Source organism: Nakamurella antarctica, assembly GCF_003860405.1.
GTDB classification, from domain to species: Bacteria; Actinomycetota; Actinomycetes; order Mycobacteriales; family Nakamurellaceae; genus Nakamurella; species Nakamurella antarctica.
Map to the genome: position 1 here is coordinate 1,071,156 of NZ_CP034170.1, position 15,480 is coordinate 1,086,635.

General features: G+C 62.6%; 14 protein-coding genes. 11 read left to right on the top strand and 3 right to left on the bottom strand.

Annotated elements, in window-relative coordinates:
• The first annotated feature begins 5 nt into the window (after positions 1 to 5).
• Together pheT and EH165_RS04715 are read left to right on the top strand one after the other, a co-directional pair.
• Complete coding sequence (pheT, locus tag EH165_RS04710) at positions 6 to 2,528, top strand: phenylalanine--tRNA ligase subunit beta (protein WP_124798250.1); 2,523 nt, start codon at positions 6 to 8, stop codon at positions 2,526 to 2,528.
• Positions 2,529 to 2,562: 34 nt separating this feature from the next.
• Positions 2,563 to 3,177 (top strand): DUF5998 family protein, encoded by a 615-nt coding sequence (locus tag EH165_RS04715; protein WP_124798251.1) that lies wholly within the window; start codon positions 2,563 to 2,565, stop codon positions 3,175 to 3,177.
• Positions 3,178 to 3,218: 41 nt separating this feature from the next.
• Here EH165_RS04715 and EH165_RS04720 read toward each other — a convergent pair whose 3' ends face one another.
• Genes EH165_RS04720 through EH165_RS04730 form a run of 3 tightly spaced genes read right to left on the bottom strand, consistent with a single transcriptional unit; the run spans position 3,219 to position 5,802 of the window.
• On the bottom strand, positions 3,219 to 4,238 hold the full coding sequence (locus EH165_RS04720) for an NAD(P)/FAD-dependent oxidoreductase (protein WP_124798252.1): 1,020 nt from the start codon (positions 4,236 to 4,238) through the stop codon (positions 3,219 to 3,221).
• Positions 4,235 to 4,744, bottom strand: coding sequence for an isoprenylcysteine carboxyl methyltransferase family protein (locus EH165_RS04725; RefSeq protein ID WP_124798253.1), 510 nt, complete (start codon positions 4,742 to 4,744; stop codon positions 4,235 to 4,237). The genes EH165_RS04720 and EH165_RS04725 overlap by 4 nt, the downstream gene beginning before the upstream one ends.
• A complete protein-coding gene (locus EH165_RS04730) occupies positions 4,738 to 5,802 on the bottom strand; it encodes a type III polyketide synthase (RefSeq protein WP_124798254.1) in 1,065 nt (354 codons plus the stop codon). Before EH165_RS04730 ends, EH165_RS04725 begins: the two co-directional genes overlap by 7 nt.
• A 131-nt stretch (positions 5,803 to 5,933) precedes the next feature.
• Between EH165_RS04730 and EH165_RS04735 the strand changes: the two genes are divergently transcribed.
• The 9 genes from EH165_RS04735 (at position 5,934) to EH165_RS04775 (ending at position 15,477) form a co-directional block, all read left to right on the top strand.
• Positions 5,934 to 6,779: a UbiA family prenyltransferase gene (locus EH165_RS04735; RefSeq protein WP_124798255.1), complete on the top strand. Its 846-nt coding sequence runs from the start codon at positions 5,934 to 5,936 to the stop codon at positions 6,777 to 6,779.
• Between the two features lie 413 nt (positions 6,780 to 7,192).
• Positions 7,193 to 8,221 (top strand): N-acetyl-gamma-glutamyl-phosphate reductase, encoded by a 1,029-nt coding sequence (gene argC / locus EH165_RS04740; protein WP_124798256.1) that lies wholly within the window; start codon positions 7,193 to 7,195, stop codon positions 8,219 to 8,221.
• The gene (gene argJ / locus EH165_RS04745) at positions 8,218 to 9,369 is read left to right on the top strand and encodes a bifunctional glutamate N-acetyltransferase/amino-acid acetyltransferase ArgJ (protein ID WP_124798257.1); all 1,152 of its coding nucleotides are present in this window, start codon (positions 8,218 to 8,220) and stop codon (positions 9,367 to 9,369) included. Before argC ends, argJ begins: the two co-directional genes overlap by 4 nt.
• The gene (argB, locus tag EH165_RS04750; protein WP_124798258.1) at positions 9,366 to 10,451 is read left to right on the top strand and encodes an acetylglutamate kinase; all 1,086 of its coding nucleotides are present in this window, start codon (positions 9,366 to 9,368) and stop codon (positions 10,449 to 10,451) included. The genes argJ and argB overlap by 4 nt, the downstream gene beginning before the upstream one ends.
• Positions 10,448 to 11,650 (top strand): acetylornithine transaminase, encoded by a 1,203-nt coding sequence (locus EH165_RS04755; RefSeq protein ID WP_124798259.1) that lies wholly within the window; start codon positions 10,448 to 10,450, stop codon positions 11,648 to 11,650. The genes argB and EH165_RS04755 overlap by 4 nt, the downstream gene beginning before the upstream one ends.
• Entirely contained in the window at positions 11,647 to 12,579 is a 933-nt protein-coding gene (gene argF, locus EH165_RS04760) for an ornithine carbamoyltransferase (RefSeq protein ID WP_124798260.1), read from the top strand. The genes EH165_RS04755 and argF overlap by 4 nt, the downstream gene beginning before the upstream one ends.
• A 4-nt stretch (positions 12,580 to 12,583) precedes the next feature.
• Positions 12,584 to 13,096, top strand: a complete 513-nt coding sequence (locus EH165_RS04765) for an arginine repressor (protein WP_124798261.1) — start codon at positions 12,584 to 12,586, stop codon at positions 13,094 to 13,096.
• Between the two features lie 244 nt (positions 13,097 to 13,340).
• Entirely contained in the window at positions 13,341 to 14,768 is a 1,428-nt protein-coding gene (gene argH, locus EH165_RS04770) for an argininosuccinate lyase (RefSeq protein WP_124798262.1), read from the top strand.
• A 67-nt stretch (positions 14,769 to 14,835) separates the two neighbouring features.
• Positions 14,836 to 15,477 (top strand): DNA-3-methyladenine glycosylase, encoded by a 642-nt coding sequence (locus EH165_RS04775; RefSeq protein ID WP_124798263.1) that lies wholly within the window; start codon positions 14,836 to 14,838, stop codon positions 15,475 to 15,477.
• Positions 15,478 to 15,480: the final 3 nt, after the last annotated feature.

Genomic DNA, 15,480 nt, shown 5'->3' on the forward strand with positions numbered 1-15,480 from the left:
TTTCGATGCGCGCGCCCCTGGAATGGCTACTCAAGTACGTGGCACTGCCCGCTGACACCACTATTGAACAGATCAGTGATGCCTTCATTCGGATGGGCCACGAGGTCGAGGGTGTGCACACGCCGCCGCCCACCGTGGGCCAACTGGTGATCGGTCATGTCCGCAGCATTGAGGAGCTCACCGAGTTCAAGAAGCCCATCAGGTTCTGTCGTGTTGCGGTCGGCGCTGGCAACGGCGAGCTCGGCGAGGATGGCACTGCAACGGACGAGCGCGGGATCATTTGCGGCGCAAGGAATTTCGTCGAGGGCGACAAGGTGGTGGTGGCGCTACCGGGCACCACGCTGCCAGGAGACTTCACTATTGCATCCCGTTCGACGTACGGGCGGATTTCCGACGGCATGATTTGCTCGGCAGCCGAGCTGGGGGTCGGGACCGACCACGACGGCATCATTGTGCTCGACGACGACGCCGAGGTTGGCAGCGACGCCCGGGAACTAATCGGCGGCTCCGACACCACCTTCGAACTGGCGGTGACACCGGATCGTGGCTATGCGCTGTCGATCCGGGGGCTTGCCAGGGAATTGGCTGCAGCCTTTGCGGTTCCGTTCACCGATCCCGCTCGTGTCGCGCTAAAGACAGAGGTGAAGACAGAGGTAACCGGCGACCATGCGTGGCCGGTCCGGATTGACGACCCGCAGGGCTGCGACAGGTTCGTGATGGTCAGGGTTTGCGATGTCGACCCGCAGGCGCGAAGCCCGTACTGGCTACGCAGGCGGTTGGCCGCGGCAGGAATTCGGGCGATCTCGCTCGCTGTCGACGTCACCAATTACGTGATGGTCGAGTTGGGTCAACCACTGCACGCTTTTGACGCGGCAGCACTCTCCGGCGACATCGTGGTCCGGCGAGCGGTAGCGGGGGAGATGCTCAGCACCCTGGACGGGGTCACCCGCACCCTGCGCGACACCGACCTGGTGGTGGCCGACGATTCAGGCGCCATCTCTATCGCCGGTGTCATGGGCGGAGCGAGTACCGAAATTTCTGATGCGACTACAGACGTCCTGATCGAAGCGGCCCATTGGACCCCTCCGGTCATCTCCCGGACTGCCCGCCGACTCAAATTACCCTCCGAGGCATCCCGTCGTTTCGAGCGGGCGGTCGATCCTGCTATCACCGCTGTTGCCGCCGAAGCCGCCGCCGCTTTGCTAGTGGCCCACGGAGGCGGGCGGGTGTGGTCGAACCGTACCGACGTCGGTAATCCGAAGGCTTCGGAAGTCGTCGTGCTTCCTATTGGCGAGCCCGAGCGCATTGTGGGCCGCCCTTTCGGCCCGGGCGTGACAGCGCGCCGGCTGTCTCAGGTGGGTTGCACCATTGAGGCAAAGGCCGACGAGACCGGTTCGTCGATCCTGTTGGTGACACCGCCCACGTGGCGTCCAGACCTGTTGCGCACCGCCGATTTGGTCGAAGAGATCGCCCGGCTCGAAGGGTACGACTCCATTGATTCGATCTTGCCGGTCGCGCCTGCTGGCACAGGGCTGACCCCGACGCAGCGCCGAGAGCGCGCCGTCGCGTCGGATCTAGCTTCCGCAGGTTTAGTGGAGATACTCGCCTTCCCGTTCGTGGGTCCGAAGGACTTCGATCAGCTCGGTTTGCCAGCAGATGACATCCGTCGGCGGGCGGCTTCGTTGCTCAATCCCCTGGATTCGGAACGGCCGTCCATGCGAACGACTCTGCTGCCGGGTCTGCTAGAAACCCTGACACGCAACCTTTCTCGCGGATCCAAAGATCTCGCTCTGTTCGAACTGGGCACAGTGTTCTTACCGAAGTCGAACGCACCCAGGCCGCCGCAACTGTCCGCCGGACAGCCACCAACCCCGCAGGAACGCGCCGTGTTGGATGCGAGCATTCCCGCTCAGCCGCAGCACGTGGCGGCAGTGTTGGTGGGCAACGTTGATCACTCCGGCTGGTGGGGCGCGGGGCGACCGGCCACCTGGTCAGATGCTATCGAATTGGCGCGTCGCATCGGCCGTGCCGCAGGCATCGAATTGTCGGTGGTGGCCGCCGACAATGCGCCGTGGCACCCGGGCAGGTGCGCGAGCATCAGGGTGGGCGACTGGCCGGTGGGATACGCCGGCGAGCTGCACCCCGCCGTAGTGGAGCGCTTAGGCTTGCCACCCCGCACAGTGGTGCTGGAGCTCAACCTGAGCGCACTGCCCGTGAGAACAGCGCCGGTGCCGCCAGCAATCACCAGCTTCCCCGCGGTCAACATGGATGTTGCACTGGTGGTGGATGAGAGCGTGACCGCAGCGGCGTTGACGGCAGTTTTGCTTGACGGAGGGGGTGATCTGCTCGACTCCGTTCGACTCTTCGACGTCTACCAGGGCGCCCAAGTGCCCGTTGGCCAGAAGTCGCTGGCGTTCGCGTTAGTGATTCGATCCAGCGAGCGCACATTAACCGCAGCCGAGGCGACTCAGGTCCGGGACAGCGCCGTTGCCGCCGCTGCAGCTGCATTCAAGGCAACCCAACGATGAACACTGCTGGCGGTAGAACTGGTGGGAGGCTGAAATGAACGAGACATTTACGTTGCCTCGAGAACTGACCAAGCGGATTGACGCGGCGGGGTACTACCCGGCCTTCGTGGCCGATGTCCTTGACATTGCGGTGGCCGGCGAGCAGGTTACGGACTTTCTCGTGCACGGCGAGACAACCTTCGATAGTGAGTCGATTCGTCGCCATCTGTCTGTCTTGGTGCTGACACCCACGCGCCTGGTATTTGTTCACGCAGACGACCACGGAGACGATCTCAATCCCGGCGACGACATGCCGGTGCCCGCGCCAGCGGCGCATGGCGTGGCAACCTCGGAGGCGGTGCCTCTGGACTCGGTGCGGACGGTGATGTTGACCCATGTTGTTGCCGATCCCGCGAAGTATCGCAGCGGTGGATTGGGCCGCGAGATGACGTTAACCATTGGCTGGGGTGGAGTTGCCCGTGTCGATTTGGAGGCGGCGTCGTGTCCGGATCCAAATTGCGACGCCGACCATGGCTACACCGGAACGCTCACGGGTGACGATCTAGCGATCCGGATCAGCGCCGATGCGGAAGGCACGGGCGCCGTTGCTGATGCTCTGCGCTTCACACGTTCGCTCTCAGCGGCGACTGCGCGCACCGCTGGTCGGTGACGTTCCCTGGTGGCCCCCCAGCCTCGCTTCCTCTGATGTAGTCAGCGAGCAAGTCGATTCACCACATGACGAAACACTGCGGGAGCCACGCCAGCGGCCGGCACAATGGCGGGCCGAAGGACAGGATTGCGGGCGACGGCAAGAAGCGTATGGGTAATGCGGCGGTAGTCCCTCGTGGATTTCGCGTAGGCGGCCTCGTAGAGCTCGGGTGAGCCAAGAACGAGGCAGTCAACCAGCTTCTCTGCGCATTTGACGGCGGTGGAGATCCCGTCGCCGGTCAGCGCGTCGATGTAGCCGGCGGCATCGCCCACCAAAAGTATTCGGCCCGCCGTCTGTCCGCTGGCTCGTTGCAGCAGGGGGCCGGCGCCTCTGGTGGTGGTGGCGGCATGGGCGGGCAGGCGCTCCAACAGTTGCGGAAAATCAGCGAGCTGGTCGGAAAACGACCGACGATCGGAGCTGAGAACGGCTACCCCTACCAGGTTGTCGGCAACCGGGGTGACGTACGCTTCGCTCCTCTTGCCCCAGTACACCTGCACCATGTCAGACCAGGGCGCGCATTCGTAGTGTTGGCGAAGCCCCCACCGTTTGCGCCGAGGCGCAGGCTTGAGCGTCATCCCGAGCCGGTCGCGGATGGGGGAGTGCAGGCCGTCGGCGGCGGCGAGATATCGCGCGCTGATACCGCCGGCACTGACACTGCTCGAATTCTGGGTTAACGGCAGTGCCGATGCCCTTCGCACTTCGATGCCAGCGTCTTGGACGGCGTGAAGCATGGCCGTTTGCAGTGTGGTGCGGCGAACTCCCATCCCCGTCCCATCGCTGAAAGGCGCTATGGCGGTGCGGGAGTGGTTCGAGAATTGAATGCCTCGCAGCGGCCGACCGTGAAGCGATATTTTGAGATCCGTCAGCGCGCGCACTCCGGCGGGCATCAGCCCTTCGCCACAGGCTTTGTCGATCGGGGGCTGCCGAGTTTCCAGAACGAGAACCTCAAGTCCGGCGCGGTGTGCGTACAGCGCGGTCGCTAGTCCAGCCGGGCCCGCACCCGCGATCAGCAGATCGATCATGTTCCGGCCAATGCACGGTTCTCGGCCTTGATGCGGACAGTGAGCAAACCGGCGTTGAGCAGGGTGAAAGCTGTTGCGGTGATACGTGCATCAAACACCAGCGGCAGAGCAACGCCTTCGGCAATGACCGCGACGTAGTTGGGGTGGGAGAAATATCGGTAGGGGCCGCTGCGGACTAGCGGCGTGCCTGGTACCACCACGATTTTGGTGCTCCACGAGCGGCCCAACGTGGTGATGCACCACCATCTCAGCCCTTGCGCAAGCACCGCAACGGACAACATTGGCCAGCCTATTCGCGGGCGAAACTTCCTTCTCTTCGCCAGCGCCTCGATGGCGCATCCCGCGAGCAAGCCGGAGTGCAACGCGACCATCACAGGGTAGTGACCCGAGCCGGTTTCGCGCCCGCCCCGAGCCAAGCTCCACGCGATGTTTCGTTTCGAGACACGGAGCTCGATGAGCCGCTCGACGCCGGTTGCAGCGACGAGCGCCAAGTACGGTTTCACCATTGCAGTAGCACCAGTTCTGAGCAGAAACCGGGGCCCATCGCCATGAGCACGCTGGAAGTTCCGGCTTTCGGACGTCTTAGCCGCCACGTGTCGTCCAACACGTGAAGGACGGAGGCGGAGGATAAATTGCCGACCCGGCTCAGGGACTCCCAGGTGAGTTGCAACGCCGCCGGCGGCAAGTCGAGCTCGGTTTCTATTGCTTCGATCACCTTCGGTCCACCGGGATGGGAGACCCAACAACCGATTCCGTCAACTTCCAGATCGTGTTCCTTCAGGAACAAGCGCACATCTTGCCCAAGGTAGCGGTGGACAAGTTCCGGCACTTGGGCGTCCAAAACGATCTTGAGCCCGCTGGTGCCCACGTCCCACCCCATTGTTCGTGCACTGCCAGGGTAAAGATGGCTACGCGAGTCGATGACGCAAGGACCAGTCACTCCTGTCTGAGCTGCCCGGTCGGCGCCTACGGCAACCACTGCAGCCGCGCCATCCCCGAAAAGTCCGCTGGCCACCAGGTTTGCCATGGATCGATCGTCGCGCTGGATGGTGAGCGAGCACAATTCCACCGATAACAACACTGCCACCCCGGTCGGATGCCCCAGCAAAAAGTCGTGCAGACGGGCGATACCCGCGGCGCCGGCGACACAGCCGAGGCCGAAGAGTGGCAACCGCTTCACGTCGGGTCGCAGTCCGACCTGCGAGGCGACGAGCGCATCGATGGAAGGCGCAGCTACCCCGGTGATAGTGGTGAAGATGATGAGGTCTACCTCGTGGGCGCCGATCCCGGCACGTGCCAGGGCTCCGACGACAGCCTGGCTGCCCAAGTCCACCGCAACCGCGATGTAGGCGTCATTAGCCTCGGAGAAGCTATCGAGCTCGCGATATCGGTGCAGGGGCAGCGCTAGGTTGCGGGAGTTGACTTTGGTATTGGTGTGCAGCCTTTTTAGCACTTCAACGTTGTCGCCGGGGCGCATACAAACCTCCGCGAAAGCCTGCGTGAGTTCTTGTTGCGAGTAGCGATGCTGCGGAAGCACCGGGAAGACCGCGGCCAATGACGTCATGCGGTCAGCGTACGCACGTACCCCATTTACAGGTGGTCAGCGATGAGCAGTCGCGCAGAAGTCGGTTTGCCAGAGCGTTCAAGCTGTATCGCGGTCCGGTCACGTAATTCGATAATGCTTATGATCACGGGATGAGCCGGCATCCCCTGTTGCACAGTGCTCGGCTGCTGGCATTGAGTTCACATCCGCTTCCAACGTGCGCGGTGACGGTGTTTGCAGGTGGGTTGGGGCTCCTGGCCGGAAACAGCATCGCGCGTTCGTTGCTCATCGCAGTGTGCGTCTTGGCTGGGCAACTCTCGATCGGCTGGTCGAACGATTTCCTGGATCGCGGTCGAGACGCCGCGGTGCTCCGTGCGGACAAACCCGTGGCTCTGGGCGAGGTTTCCTCTCGGCTGGTTCTCAACTCGGCTATCGCGGCGGCAGTACTGGCGCTGTTATTACCCTTGACCCTGGGGATCGGTGCAGCGGGTGCTGCGTGGGTGATCGTCATTTCGGGGTGGGGTTACAACCTTGGTCTCAAAGCGACGGTGTTTTCATTCCTCCCCTATGTGACCGCTTTCGGCGCACTTCCAGCGATTGCCACGCTCGCCTTGGCCGATCACGCGTTCCCCGTGTGGTGGGCGTGGGCAGCGGGATCGCTGTTGGGAGTGGCGGCCCACTTCGCCAATGTGCTCCCAGATTTACTTGCCGACGAGGCCACGGGGGTTCGCGGATTACCGCATCGACTCGGTGCGCGCGGCAGCGCAATCGTTGGCCCGCTGCTGTTAGTGGCGGCGACGGGCGTTTTGCTGCTGGGACCGTCGACGTCGTGGTCGTGGTGGCGGCTAGTAATTTTGGCTGCGGTCGGAGCGGGCGCTGTCGTCGGTGCGGTCGTGGGCGTGCGGCGGCCCGGGCGCCGTCCCCTTTTTGCGGCAATGATCGCCGTGTGCGCCTTGGACCTGTTGCTCTTTGCGGTCTCCGGGGGAACTCTGCGCTGAGTTCACCCTGCGTTTCACTTGGTGCGGCCGGTGAGCTCGGGCCGGTGAGCTCGATCCGGGTACCTGGCGAGTTACCGGGGCATAGTGTGCGCGGGCCACTCAGGTTCGACGCCTGGTACCAGCGGAACATCGGGGACAGGATTAGGGGTGGGTGCAGATCCCGGCTGGGGGACCTGCGGTGCATCTGGCGGGGGAATGGACGGGGTTGTTTCCGGAGTTTGCGTCATGGTGGGGTTATGCCCTTTCCTGCGGGGCGGGTAAACGTACGCGCAAAAATTGCGGATGACACGCGCCACGACTATGTATGACAATACAGTGAAGTGTATAGTTTGGCGGGTAGACGGGACCTGCGAATGGGCGGTCTCCCGACACCAATGATGGTGTGTCTGGCACCAGGGACGAGGGACGAGTAGATGACGTTGCGTGTCGCGGTTGCTGGAGCCAGCGGATATGCGGGCGGGGAGTTACTCCGCCTTTTGCTGGGTCATCCCGATGTCGAAATTGGAGCGTTGACCGCGAACTCCAACGCTGGCAGCACCCTGGGTGAACACCATCCGCATCTGGTACCTCTCGCCGAGAGAGTGCTGAGCGAAACCTCTGCCGCTGTGCTCGTTGACCATGACGCAGTTTTCTTAGCGCTACCGCACGGGCATTCCGCGGAGATCGCCGCGCAGCTCCCGTCATCGATCGTTGTTATCGACTGCGGCGCCGATCATCGTCTAGTCAACCCAGCCGCGTGGGAGCGCTTCTACGGAGGGGCGCACCCAGGAACGTGGCCGTACGGAATGCCAGAGCTACCGGGAGCGCGGGACAACCTGCGCGGCGCTAGGAGGATCGCGGTGCCGGGCTGTTACCCGACCGCCGCATCATTGGCTCTGGCGCCTGCGTTGGCAGCCGCACTCGTCGAGCCCGCTGTAACCGTCGTGGCGGTTAGCGGGACATCGGGCGCTGGCAAATCTTTAAAGACGAACCTGCTTGCCAGCGAGGTGCTGGGCTCAGCATCGGCGTATGGCGTGGGCGGAACTCATCGCCACACACCGGAAATGGTCCAGAATCTTTCCGCAGCAGCCGGAAAGCCCGTCACGGTATCGTTTACGCCAGTACTCGTGCCGATGAGCCGCGGCATTCTTGCCACGGTGACAGCGCCCGCGATGCCGGGGGTCAGTGCCAGCTTGGTGCGGCAAATCTACGACAATGCCTACGCTGCAGAACCTTTTATCCATTTGCTGCCTGCGGGCCAGTGGCCTGTAACAAAAGCAACCCTGGGGTCGAATGCGCTGCACCTGCAAGTTGCCTTAGACCCTGACGCCGGTGTCCTTATTGCTGTGGCTGCACTAGACAATTTAACCAAAGGGACTGCGGGCGCGGCAGTTCAGTCCTTCAACCTAGCCCTGGGACTCAGCGAAACTGCCGGGCTGACGACAGTGGGGATTGCGCCATGACGGTAACCGGACCAGCAGGATTTAGGGCGGCGGGCGTTACTGCAGGGCTGAAGGCATCGGGGAAACCCGATGTAGCTTTGGTGGTCAACGATGGCCCAAGATATGACGCCGCAGCGGTTTTCACGTCAAATAGGGTCAGGGCTGCGCCAGTCCAATGGTGCGAAAGCATTATCGGGCGCGGCGTCATCTCGGCCGTCTTCCTAAATTCCGGTGGCGCGAATGCGTGCACGGGCCCGGGCGGCTACGGCGACACCGCTGACACAGCAGCGCACGTCGGCGCTTTACTCGCTGTGCCGGCAGAGCAGATTGCAATTTGCAGCACTGGTCTCATCGGTGAACGGTTACCGATGGACAAGATCGCCGCGGGCGTGCTCGCTTCACACGCTGCGCTCAGTGCCACAGGCGGGTCGGACGCCGCCATCGCCATCATGACGACGGACTCCGTGCCGAAGAATATTCTGATCCAGGGCCCGGGTTTTACCGTCGGTGGGATGGCCAAAGGTGCGGGAATGCTAGCCCCCGGGTTAGCCACCATGCTGGTCGTGCTCACTACGGATGCCGAAGTAGGTAGCGCCGACCTTGACGCCGCTCTGCGGGCAGCAACTCGGGTCACATTCGACCGCGTGGATTCAGACGGTGCGACCTCAACCAACGACACCGTGCTCCTGTTGGCCTCCGGTGCGTCCGGAGTTCGGCCTCCTCAGCCCGTCCTACAAGCGGTAGTGACGAAAGCCTGTGCCGGCTTGGCGCATCAATTGATCGCCGACGCAGAAGGCGCCACCAAAGAGATCTCGATTCAGGTGGTCCATGCAGCTACCGAGGATGACGCGGTCGAAGTCGGTCGCGCCGTGGCTCGCAACAATCTGGTCAAGACCGCGTTCTTTGGGGGCGATGCCAACTGGGGCCGGATTCTGGCAGCAGTGGGCACCACCCGCGCTGCTTTCGATCCACACCAGATCGACGTCGCCATCAATGATGTCTGGATCTGCCGGGGTGGCAGCGTTGGCGACGACCGAGCAGGGGTGGATATGAGCGGCCGCGAGGCGAAAGTCACCATTGACCTGCACGCGGGCACTGAACAGGCGAGGATCGTCACTAACGATCTCTCGCACGCCTACGTCCACGAGAACTCGGCGTACTCAACATGAGTGCGAGCTCGTTTGGCAACAGCTCTTCTAGCAATAATGCCGCCCAGGCGGATTCGACCCCTGCCTACGAGCAGGCAACTCCCCGGACCGAGGGACGGGGACGCGTGGAAGCCGTGACGGCAGCAGCGCGTGCCGGCTTCCTGGCAGACTCTCTGCCCTGGTTGTTGAAATGGCGAGGCCAAATAGTGGTCGTCAAGTACGGCGGAAACGCAATGACAGATGAGCATCTGAAGTCCGCGTTCGCAGCAGACATGGTGTTCCTCCGCACCGTGGGGCTCAAGCCTGTCGTGGTCCACGGCGGCGGGCCACAGATCAGCGCCATGTTGAAAAGGCTTAATGTGGCGGGAGAGTTCAAGGGCGGATTCCGGGTCACTACGCCGGAAACCATGGACATCGTTCGAATGGTATTGGTCGGGCAGGTGGGCCGGGAGTTGGTGAACCTCATTAACGCGCACGGTCCATTCGCCGTGGGCATGTCTGGCGAGGACGCCAATTTATTGACCGCCGCACGCCGGACGGTCTCAGTTGACGGCGTCCAAGCCGACATCGGCCTGGTGGGCGATGTAGCCAGCGTCAACCCTGACGCGGTTCTCGATCTGGTCGCCGCGGGCCGGATCCCCGTCATCGCGACCGTGGCGCCCGACATCGACGGTGTCGTGCATAACGTGAACGCCGATACCGCCGCCGCTGCGCTAGCGATCGCGTTGGGCGCGTCAAAGCTGTTGATGCTGACCGATGTTGAGGGTTTGTACTCGAACTGGCCAGACCCCGCTTCGCTGCTGTCCGTGATCACCGCAGATGATCTCGAGGTGCTCCTGCCCACTCTGGAGGCGGGGATGGTGCCCAAAATGGAAGGTTGCTTGCGGGCCGTGCGCGGCGGGGTACCCCGCGCGCATGTGATCGATGGCCGTACCCCGCATGCGGTGCTGCTCGAGATCGTCACCGACGCAGGGGTTGGCACGATGGTGATCGACGGCGCCAGATCAGCGGCCACTCAGGACAACGCCCAGATCCGCACTGCGCCGATCGCCGCAGGACCTCTCAGCAGTGAACTCCCAGTGACTGAAACGGACGAGTCGTGACAACCCAGAACCAAGACGCTGCCGTGCGGTGGCAGCGCTCGTTGATGAATAACTATGGAGTGCCAAAGGTTGAGTTGGTCAGCGGCGATGGCTCTTACGTCATTGACGCTGAGGGCAAGCGCTACCTTGACCTTCTTGGCGGTATCGCAGTGAACGCGCTGGGCCACGCACATCCCGCGATTGTGGAAGCGGTCTCGCGCCAAGTGGCGACACTCGGCCATGTCTCAAACTTTTTTACCCATCCCACTGTGATTGCGCTCGCCGAAAAGCTCCTGGAAATCGCAGGTGCCATCGACGACGGCAAAGTCATCTTCTGCAATTCGGGGGCAGAGGCCAATGAGGCTGCCTTCAAGATGGCGCGGTTGACCGGGCGCCCCCGCATCATCACCGCCGAGGGAGCTTTCCACGGCCGGACAATGGGCGCCTTAGCTCTCACCGGCCAGCCCGCTAAAAGGATCCCGTTTGAGCCGGTTCCCAGCGGAGTTGAATATATTCCTTACGGCGACATCGACGCTCTAGCTGGCGTTGTCGACACAGATGTGGCAGCAGTCTTTCTGGAGCCGATCATGGGCGAGGCTGGCGTTGTCCCGGCGCCGGATGGGTATCTCGCCGCCGTGCGAAAGATCACCGCAGAGCGTGGCATCCTGCTCGTCGTCGACGAAGTGCAGACCGGCATCGGCAGAACGGGGAGCTGGTTCGCCCATCACAGTGCGGGTATCCGTCCGGACGTCATCACGCTGGCCAAGGGGTTGGGGGGTGGCCTGCCGATAGGCGCGGCCATTGGTATTGGCAGCGCCGCCGACCTGATCGGGCCGGGTCAGCACGGTTCGACTTTTGCCGGAAATCCGATATGTGCTGCTGCCGCTCTAGCAGTGCTCGAAACCATCGCAGCAGAGGGACTTTTGGATCACGCCGCGGCGTTGGGGAAGCACTTCATTAGCAGCATCGAGAGCGTGCAGCATCCGCTGATCGACCATGTTCGCGGTGCAGGGTTACTGCTCGGAGTAGTCCTGACATCTCCCATCGCCGCTCACGCGTCGCTCGCCGCCCAGCACGCTGGCTTCATCATTAATGCGCCAGCTGCACACGTCCTCCGGCTTGCACCGCCCCTGAATCTGACGCTTGCGCAAGCGGATACGTTCATTCAGGCCCTTCCAGCCATCCTCGACAGCATCGACACCCCAGGGACTCCTACATGATTCGGCATTTTCTTCGCGACGACGACCTTTCTCCCGAGGAGCTCTTGACCGTCTTGGATCGCGCAGATCTCTACAAGAGAAACCGCACCGGCTTCACCCCGCTGGCGGGTAAAGCCGTCGCCGTCGTGTTCGAGAAGAACTCGACCCGCACGCGGTTGTCATTCGAGATCGGAATCGCGCAGTTGGGCGGTCAGCCCGTAATCGTAGATGGGCGCACCTCGCAGCTTGGCCGCGAAGAAACCATCGAGGACACTTCGCGGGTGCTGTCGCGCTACGTGGACGCCATCGCTATTCGCACGTTCGCGCAACGTCGCATCGATGCTTTGGCCAGTGTTTCCACCGTGCCGGTCATCAACGCGTTGACCGATGAGTTCCACCCCTGCCAGGTACTTGCCGATTTGCAAACCATCAGGGAGCGCAAGGGAGCACTGGCCGGGCTTACCCTCACTTACCTCGGGGACGGCAACAACAACATGGCCCATTCGCTGATGTTGGGAGGCACGAACGCGGGCATGCACGTCCGAGTGGCGTCCCCCGACGGGTTCGAGCCGCTGCCCCAGGTAGCAGTTGACGCCAAGGAGAGGGGCCATCTCACTGGTGGGTCCTACACCCAGATCGTCGATCCACAGGCAGCTGTCGACGGTGCGGACGTATTGGTCACGGATTCTTGGACCTCGATGGGCCAAGAAAATGACGGGCTGGACCGAGTCGGCCCCTTCCGGCCTTACCAAGTCAATGCGGCCCTGCTTGCCCGCGCCGAAGCCGGGGCTATCGTGCTGCACTGCTTGCCAGCCCACCGCGGCTTCGAGATCACCGATGAGGTCCTTGACGGTGCGGCTTCTGCAGTGTGGGACGAGGCCGAAAACCGGCTGCACGCCCAAAAAGCTCTACTCAGTTACCTTCTCGAGATCGCGGACCTGGGGCTGTAATTTTATGACACATGCGCCGGGATCGCCGGGGACCAAAGCCGCCAGGCTTTCTCGGATCACAGAAGTGATTCGGGAGCAGGCCGTCCGATCGCAGGCTGAGCTAGCTGCTCTGGTGGCTGCGCGGGGGTTTGACGTCACACAGGCCACGCTCTCGAGGGATCTCGAGGAATTGGGGGCGATCAAGGTGAGGGGTGTCGACGGTGGCGCGCCGGTGTACGTGATCCCCGAAGACGGCAGCAAAAGACCGATGGCGGGTGGCACATCCCGACTCTCGCGGCTCCTCGCCGAGTTGCTGGTCTCCTACGACGGCGCAGCAAATTTGGCTGTTCTCCGCACACCACCGGGCGCCGCTCAATTCCTGGCCAGCGCAATCGATCGGGCCAGCCTGGATGACGTGGTGGGAACGATTGCCGGTGACGACACCATTTTTGTGGTCGCAAGGGACGGACTTACGGGAGCAGCCTTGGGCCGCAGACTTGCCGATCTTGCGCACCCCCCGGGGGCGGGGGGCGCCTAGATGCGGGGTGTCGATGCTGTCGCGGTGGGCAACAGCTGTCACGATATGGGCAGCCACCACCCGATAGCAGCACCACCCGATCATCAGTTCTTTATCAATAGCACCGAAAAGAATGAGCAGGAGTACACCACCACATGACGCAGTGGACCGCCAGTGTGAGCGGCGACAACGAGCATCAGAGTTATGATTCCGCCAGCCTGATTCCCGGACGTGCAGCAGAAATTGTGCGCTGCCAGGTGGGCGAATGAGTACTCCGGGCCAGCCCTTGAAGCTGTGGGGCGGCCGGTTTGCCGGCGGCCCTGCGCCTGAGATGGTAGCGCTCAGCGCCTCCACTCACTTCGACTTTCGTTTGGCGCCCTACGATATCGCCGGGTCCCGTGCGCATGCCAAGGTGCTCAATGCCGCCGGATTGCTAACGGCGCAGGAGCTTTCAGGGATGCTTACGGCGCTCGATGAGCTCGCTGCCGATGTCGAGTCGGGCAGATTTGTTGCCACGGCAGCGGACGAGGATGTGCACACCGCTTTGGAGCGCGGCCTCATCGAGCGCGCTGGCGTTGATCTGGGCGGAAAGCTTCGAGCTGGCCGTTCCCGAAACGACCAGGTAGCAACGTTGTTTCGGGTGTACCTGCGGGACGCAGCGCGCCGAGTGGCTGTGCTTGTCACCGATTTGCAATCGGCGTTCCTTGACCAAGCTGAGCGACATCACGCAGCTGCGATGCCGGGCCGAACGCACTTCCAGCATGCTCAGCCGGTGCTTCTCGCGCATCACCTTGCTGCTCACACCCAAGCATTGGCCCGCGATATCGACCGGATTCGAGACTGGGACAAGCGAGCGGCTATCTCCCCGTACGGTTCAGGCGCGCTTGCTGGTTCATCGCTGGGTTTAGATCCTGCAGCTATCGCCAAGGAGTTGGGCCTCGACGTTCCCTCCGCTAATTCCATCGATGGCACTGCCTCCAGAGATTTTGCTGCCGAGCTGGCGTTCGTTCTCGCTATGTTGGCGGTCGACATCTCAAGGTGGGCAGAGGAAGTCATCATTTTCACCACCGTCGAATTCGGGTACGCGAAGTTGGATGATTCCTACGCCACCGGATCTTCCATCATGCCGCAGAAAAAAAACCCGGACATTGCGGAATTGGCACGTGGAAAGACGGGTCGATTGATCGGAAACTTGACCGGCCTACTCGCCACACTCAAGGCGCTTCCCTTGGCATATAACCGGGATCTGCAGGAGGACAAGGAGCCACTCTTCGATTCGCTGGAGCAGCTGGAGCTATTGCTTCCAGCGGTCACCGGACTCACTGCCACCCTGACCTTCAACCTGCCACGAATGGCCCAGATGGCTCCGGCGGGCTTTTCCCTTGCGACCGATATCGCCGAGTTTTTAGTACGTGGTGGTGTTCCGTTCCGAGTTGCCCACGAGGCGGCCGGAGAGTGCGTGCAGCTGGCCGAGTCGTCCAACCGGGAGCTGAACGACCTGACCGACGCAGAGTTCGCGGCGATCAATGGGGGACTCACGCCCCAGGTCCGAGAGGTGTTGACTGTGGCTGGTTCGATGGCTTCGCGCGATTCGGTGGGCGGCACGGCGCCAGCGCGGGTTGCCGAACAAGTGGCTGATCTGCGCGTCCGAATCGAAGGGGATCGAGCGTGGCTTGCACGATCCTCGCTGTAGGGCCGGGGCAAGAACAACTGCCCTGAAACGTATCTGCACCCACGGGAGGTAGAAGTTGGCGACACCGATGGGTCCCCGCCTGACTCGGCCGTTCTTCAGCAGGCCCAGCATGGAGGTTGCGGCCGACCTACTTGGTCGCATCATCGTTACCGGCGAGTGGGAGGACCGGGTGGCGGTGCGGATTACCGAGACCGAGGCATACGGGGGTGCAACAGATCCCGCGTCGCATGCCTTCCGAGGACTGACTCCACGCAATGCGGTGATGTTCGGACCGGCCGGTCATCTGTACCTGTACTTCATTTATGGGATGCATTGGTGCGCCAACATTGTGACAGGTCTGCCCGGTGAGGCGAGTGCGGTCTTGCTGCGCGCGGGCGAAGTGATCGATGGGGTTGATACAGCTCGGCGCAGGGGCTCGGCAGGTGTTGCGGACCCCGCATTAGCATCCGGTCCTGCGCGTCTGACGAAGGTCCTGGGACTCGGAGCTGCGCAGGTGTCAAGTGCCCCGAACGGCGGTGACCTGTGTGCGCCGGCGTCGCCCATGAGGCTGATGGGTGGAACCTTCGCAGGGCCAGTGAATACCGTGACCGGCCCGCGGGTCGGAGTTTCTAGTGCCCATGACCTACCTCTGCGTTTTTCGATTGCGGGAGAGGCCTCCGTTAGCCAGTACCGTCGTCACGTTCGCAGGACGCGGCTTAGCTCGCCGTGACGC

What these genes read in the sequence shown, in the direction of transcription:
- pheT (WP_124798250.1), top strand. Translation starts at nt 6, where the DNA reads ATGCGCGCGCCCCTGGAATGGCTACTCAAGTACGTGGCACTGCCCGCT.
- EH165_RS04715 (WP_124798251.1), top strand. Translation starts at nt 2,563, where the DNA reads ATGAACGAGACATTTACGTTGCCTCGAGAACTGACCAAGCGGATTGAC.
- EH165_RS04720 (WP_124798252.1), bottom strand. Translation starts at nt 4,238, where the DNA reads ATGATCGATCTGCTGATCGCGGGTGCGGGCCCGGCTGGACTAGCGACC.
- EH165_RS04725 (WP_124798253.1), bottom strand. Translation starts at nt 4,744, where the DNA reads ATGGTGAAACCGTACTTGGCGCTCGTCGCTGCAACCGGCGTCGAGCGG.
- EH165_RS04730 (WP_124798254.1), bottom strand. Translation starts at nt 5,802, where the DNA reads ATGACGTCATTGGCCGCGGTCTTCCCGGTGCTTCCGCAGCATCGCTAC.
- EH165_RS04735 (WP_124798255.1), top strand. Translation starts at nt 5,934, where the DNA reads ATGAGCCGGCATCCCCTGTTGCACAGTGCTCGGCTGCTGGCATTGAGT.
- argC (WP_124798256.1), top strand. Translation starts at nt 7,193, where the DNA reads ATGACGTTGCGTGTCGCGGTTGCTGGAGCCAGCGGATATGCGGGCGGG.
- argJ (WP_124798257.1), top strand. Translation starts at nt 8,218, where the DNA reads ATGACGGTAACCGGACCAGCAGGATTTAGGGCGGCGGGCGTTACTGCA.
- argB (WP_124798258.1), top strand. Translation starts at nt 9,366, where the DNA reads ATGAGTGCGAGCTCGTTTGGCAACAGCTCTTCTAGCAATAATGCCGCC.
- argF (WP_124798260.1), top strand. Translation starts at nt 11,647, where the DNA reads ATGATTCGGCATTTTCTTCGCGACGACGACCTTTCTCCCGAGGAGCTC.
- EH165_RS04765 (WP_124798261.1), top strand. Translation starts at nt 12,584, where the DNA reads ATGACACATGCGCCGGGATCGCCGGGGACCAAAGCCGCCAGGCTTTCT.
- argH (WP_124798262.1), top strand. Translation starts at nt 13,341, where the DNA reads ATGAGTACTCCGGGCCAGCCCTTGAAGCTGTGGGGCGGCCGGTTTGCC.
- EH165_RS04775 (WP_124798263.1), top strand. Translation starts at nt 14,836, where the DNA reads ATGGGTCCCCGCCTGACTCGGCCGTTCTTCAGCAGGCCCAGCATGGAG.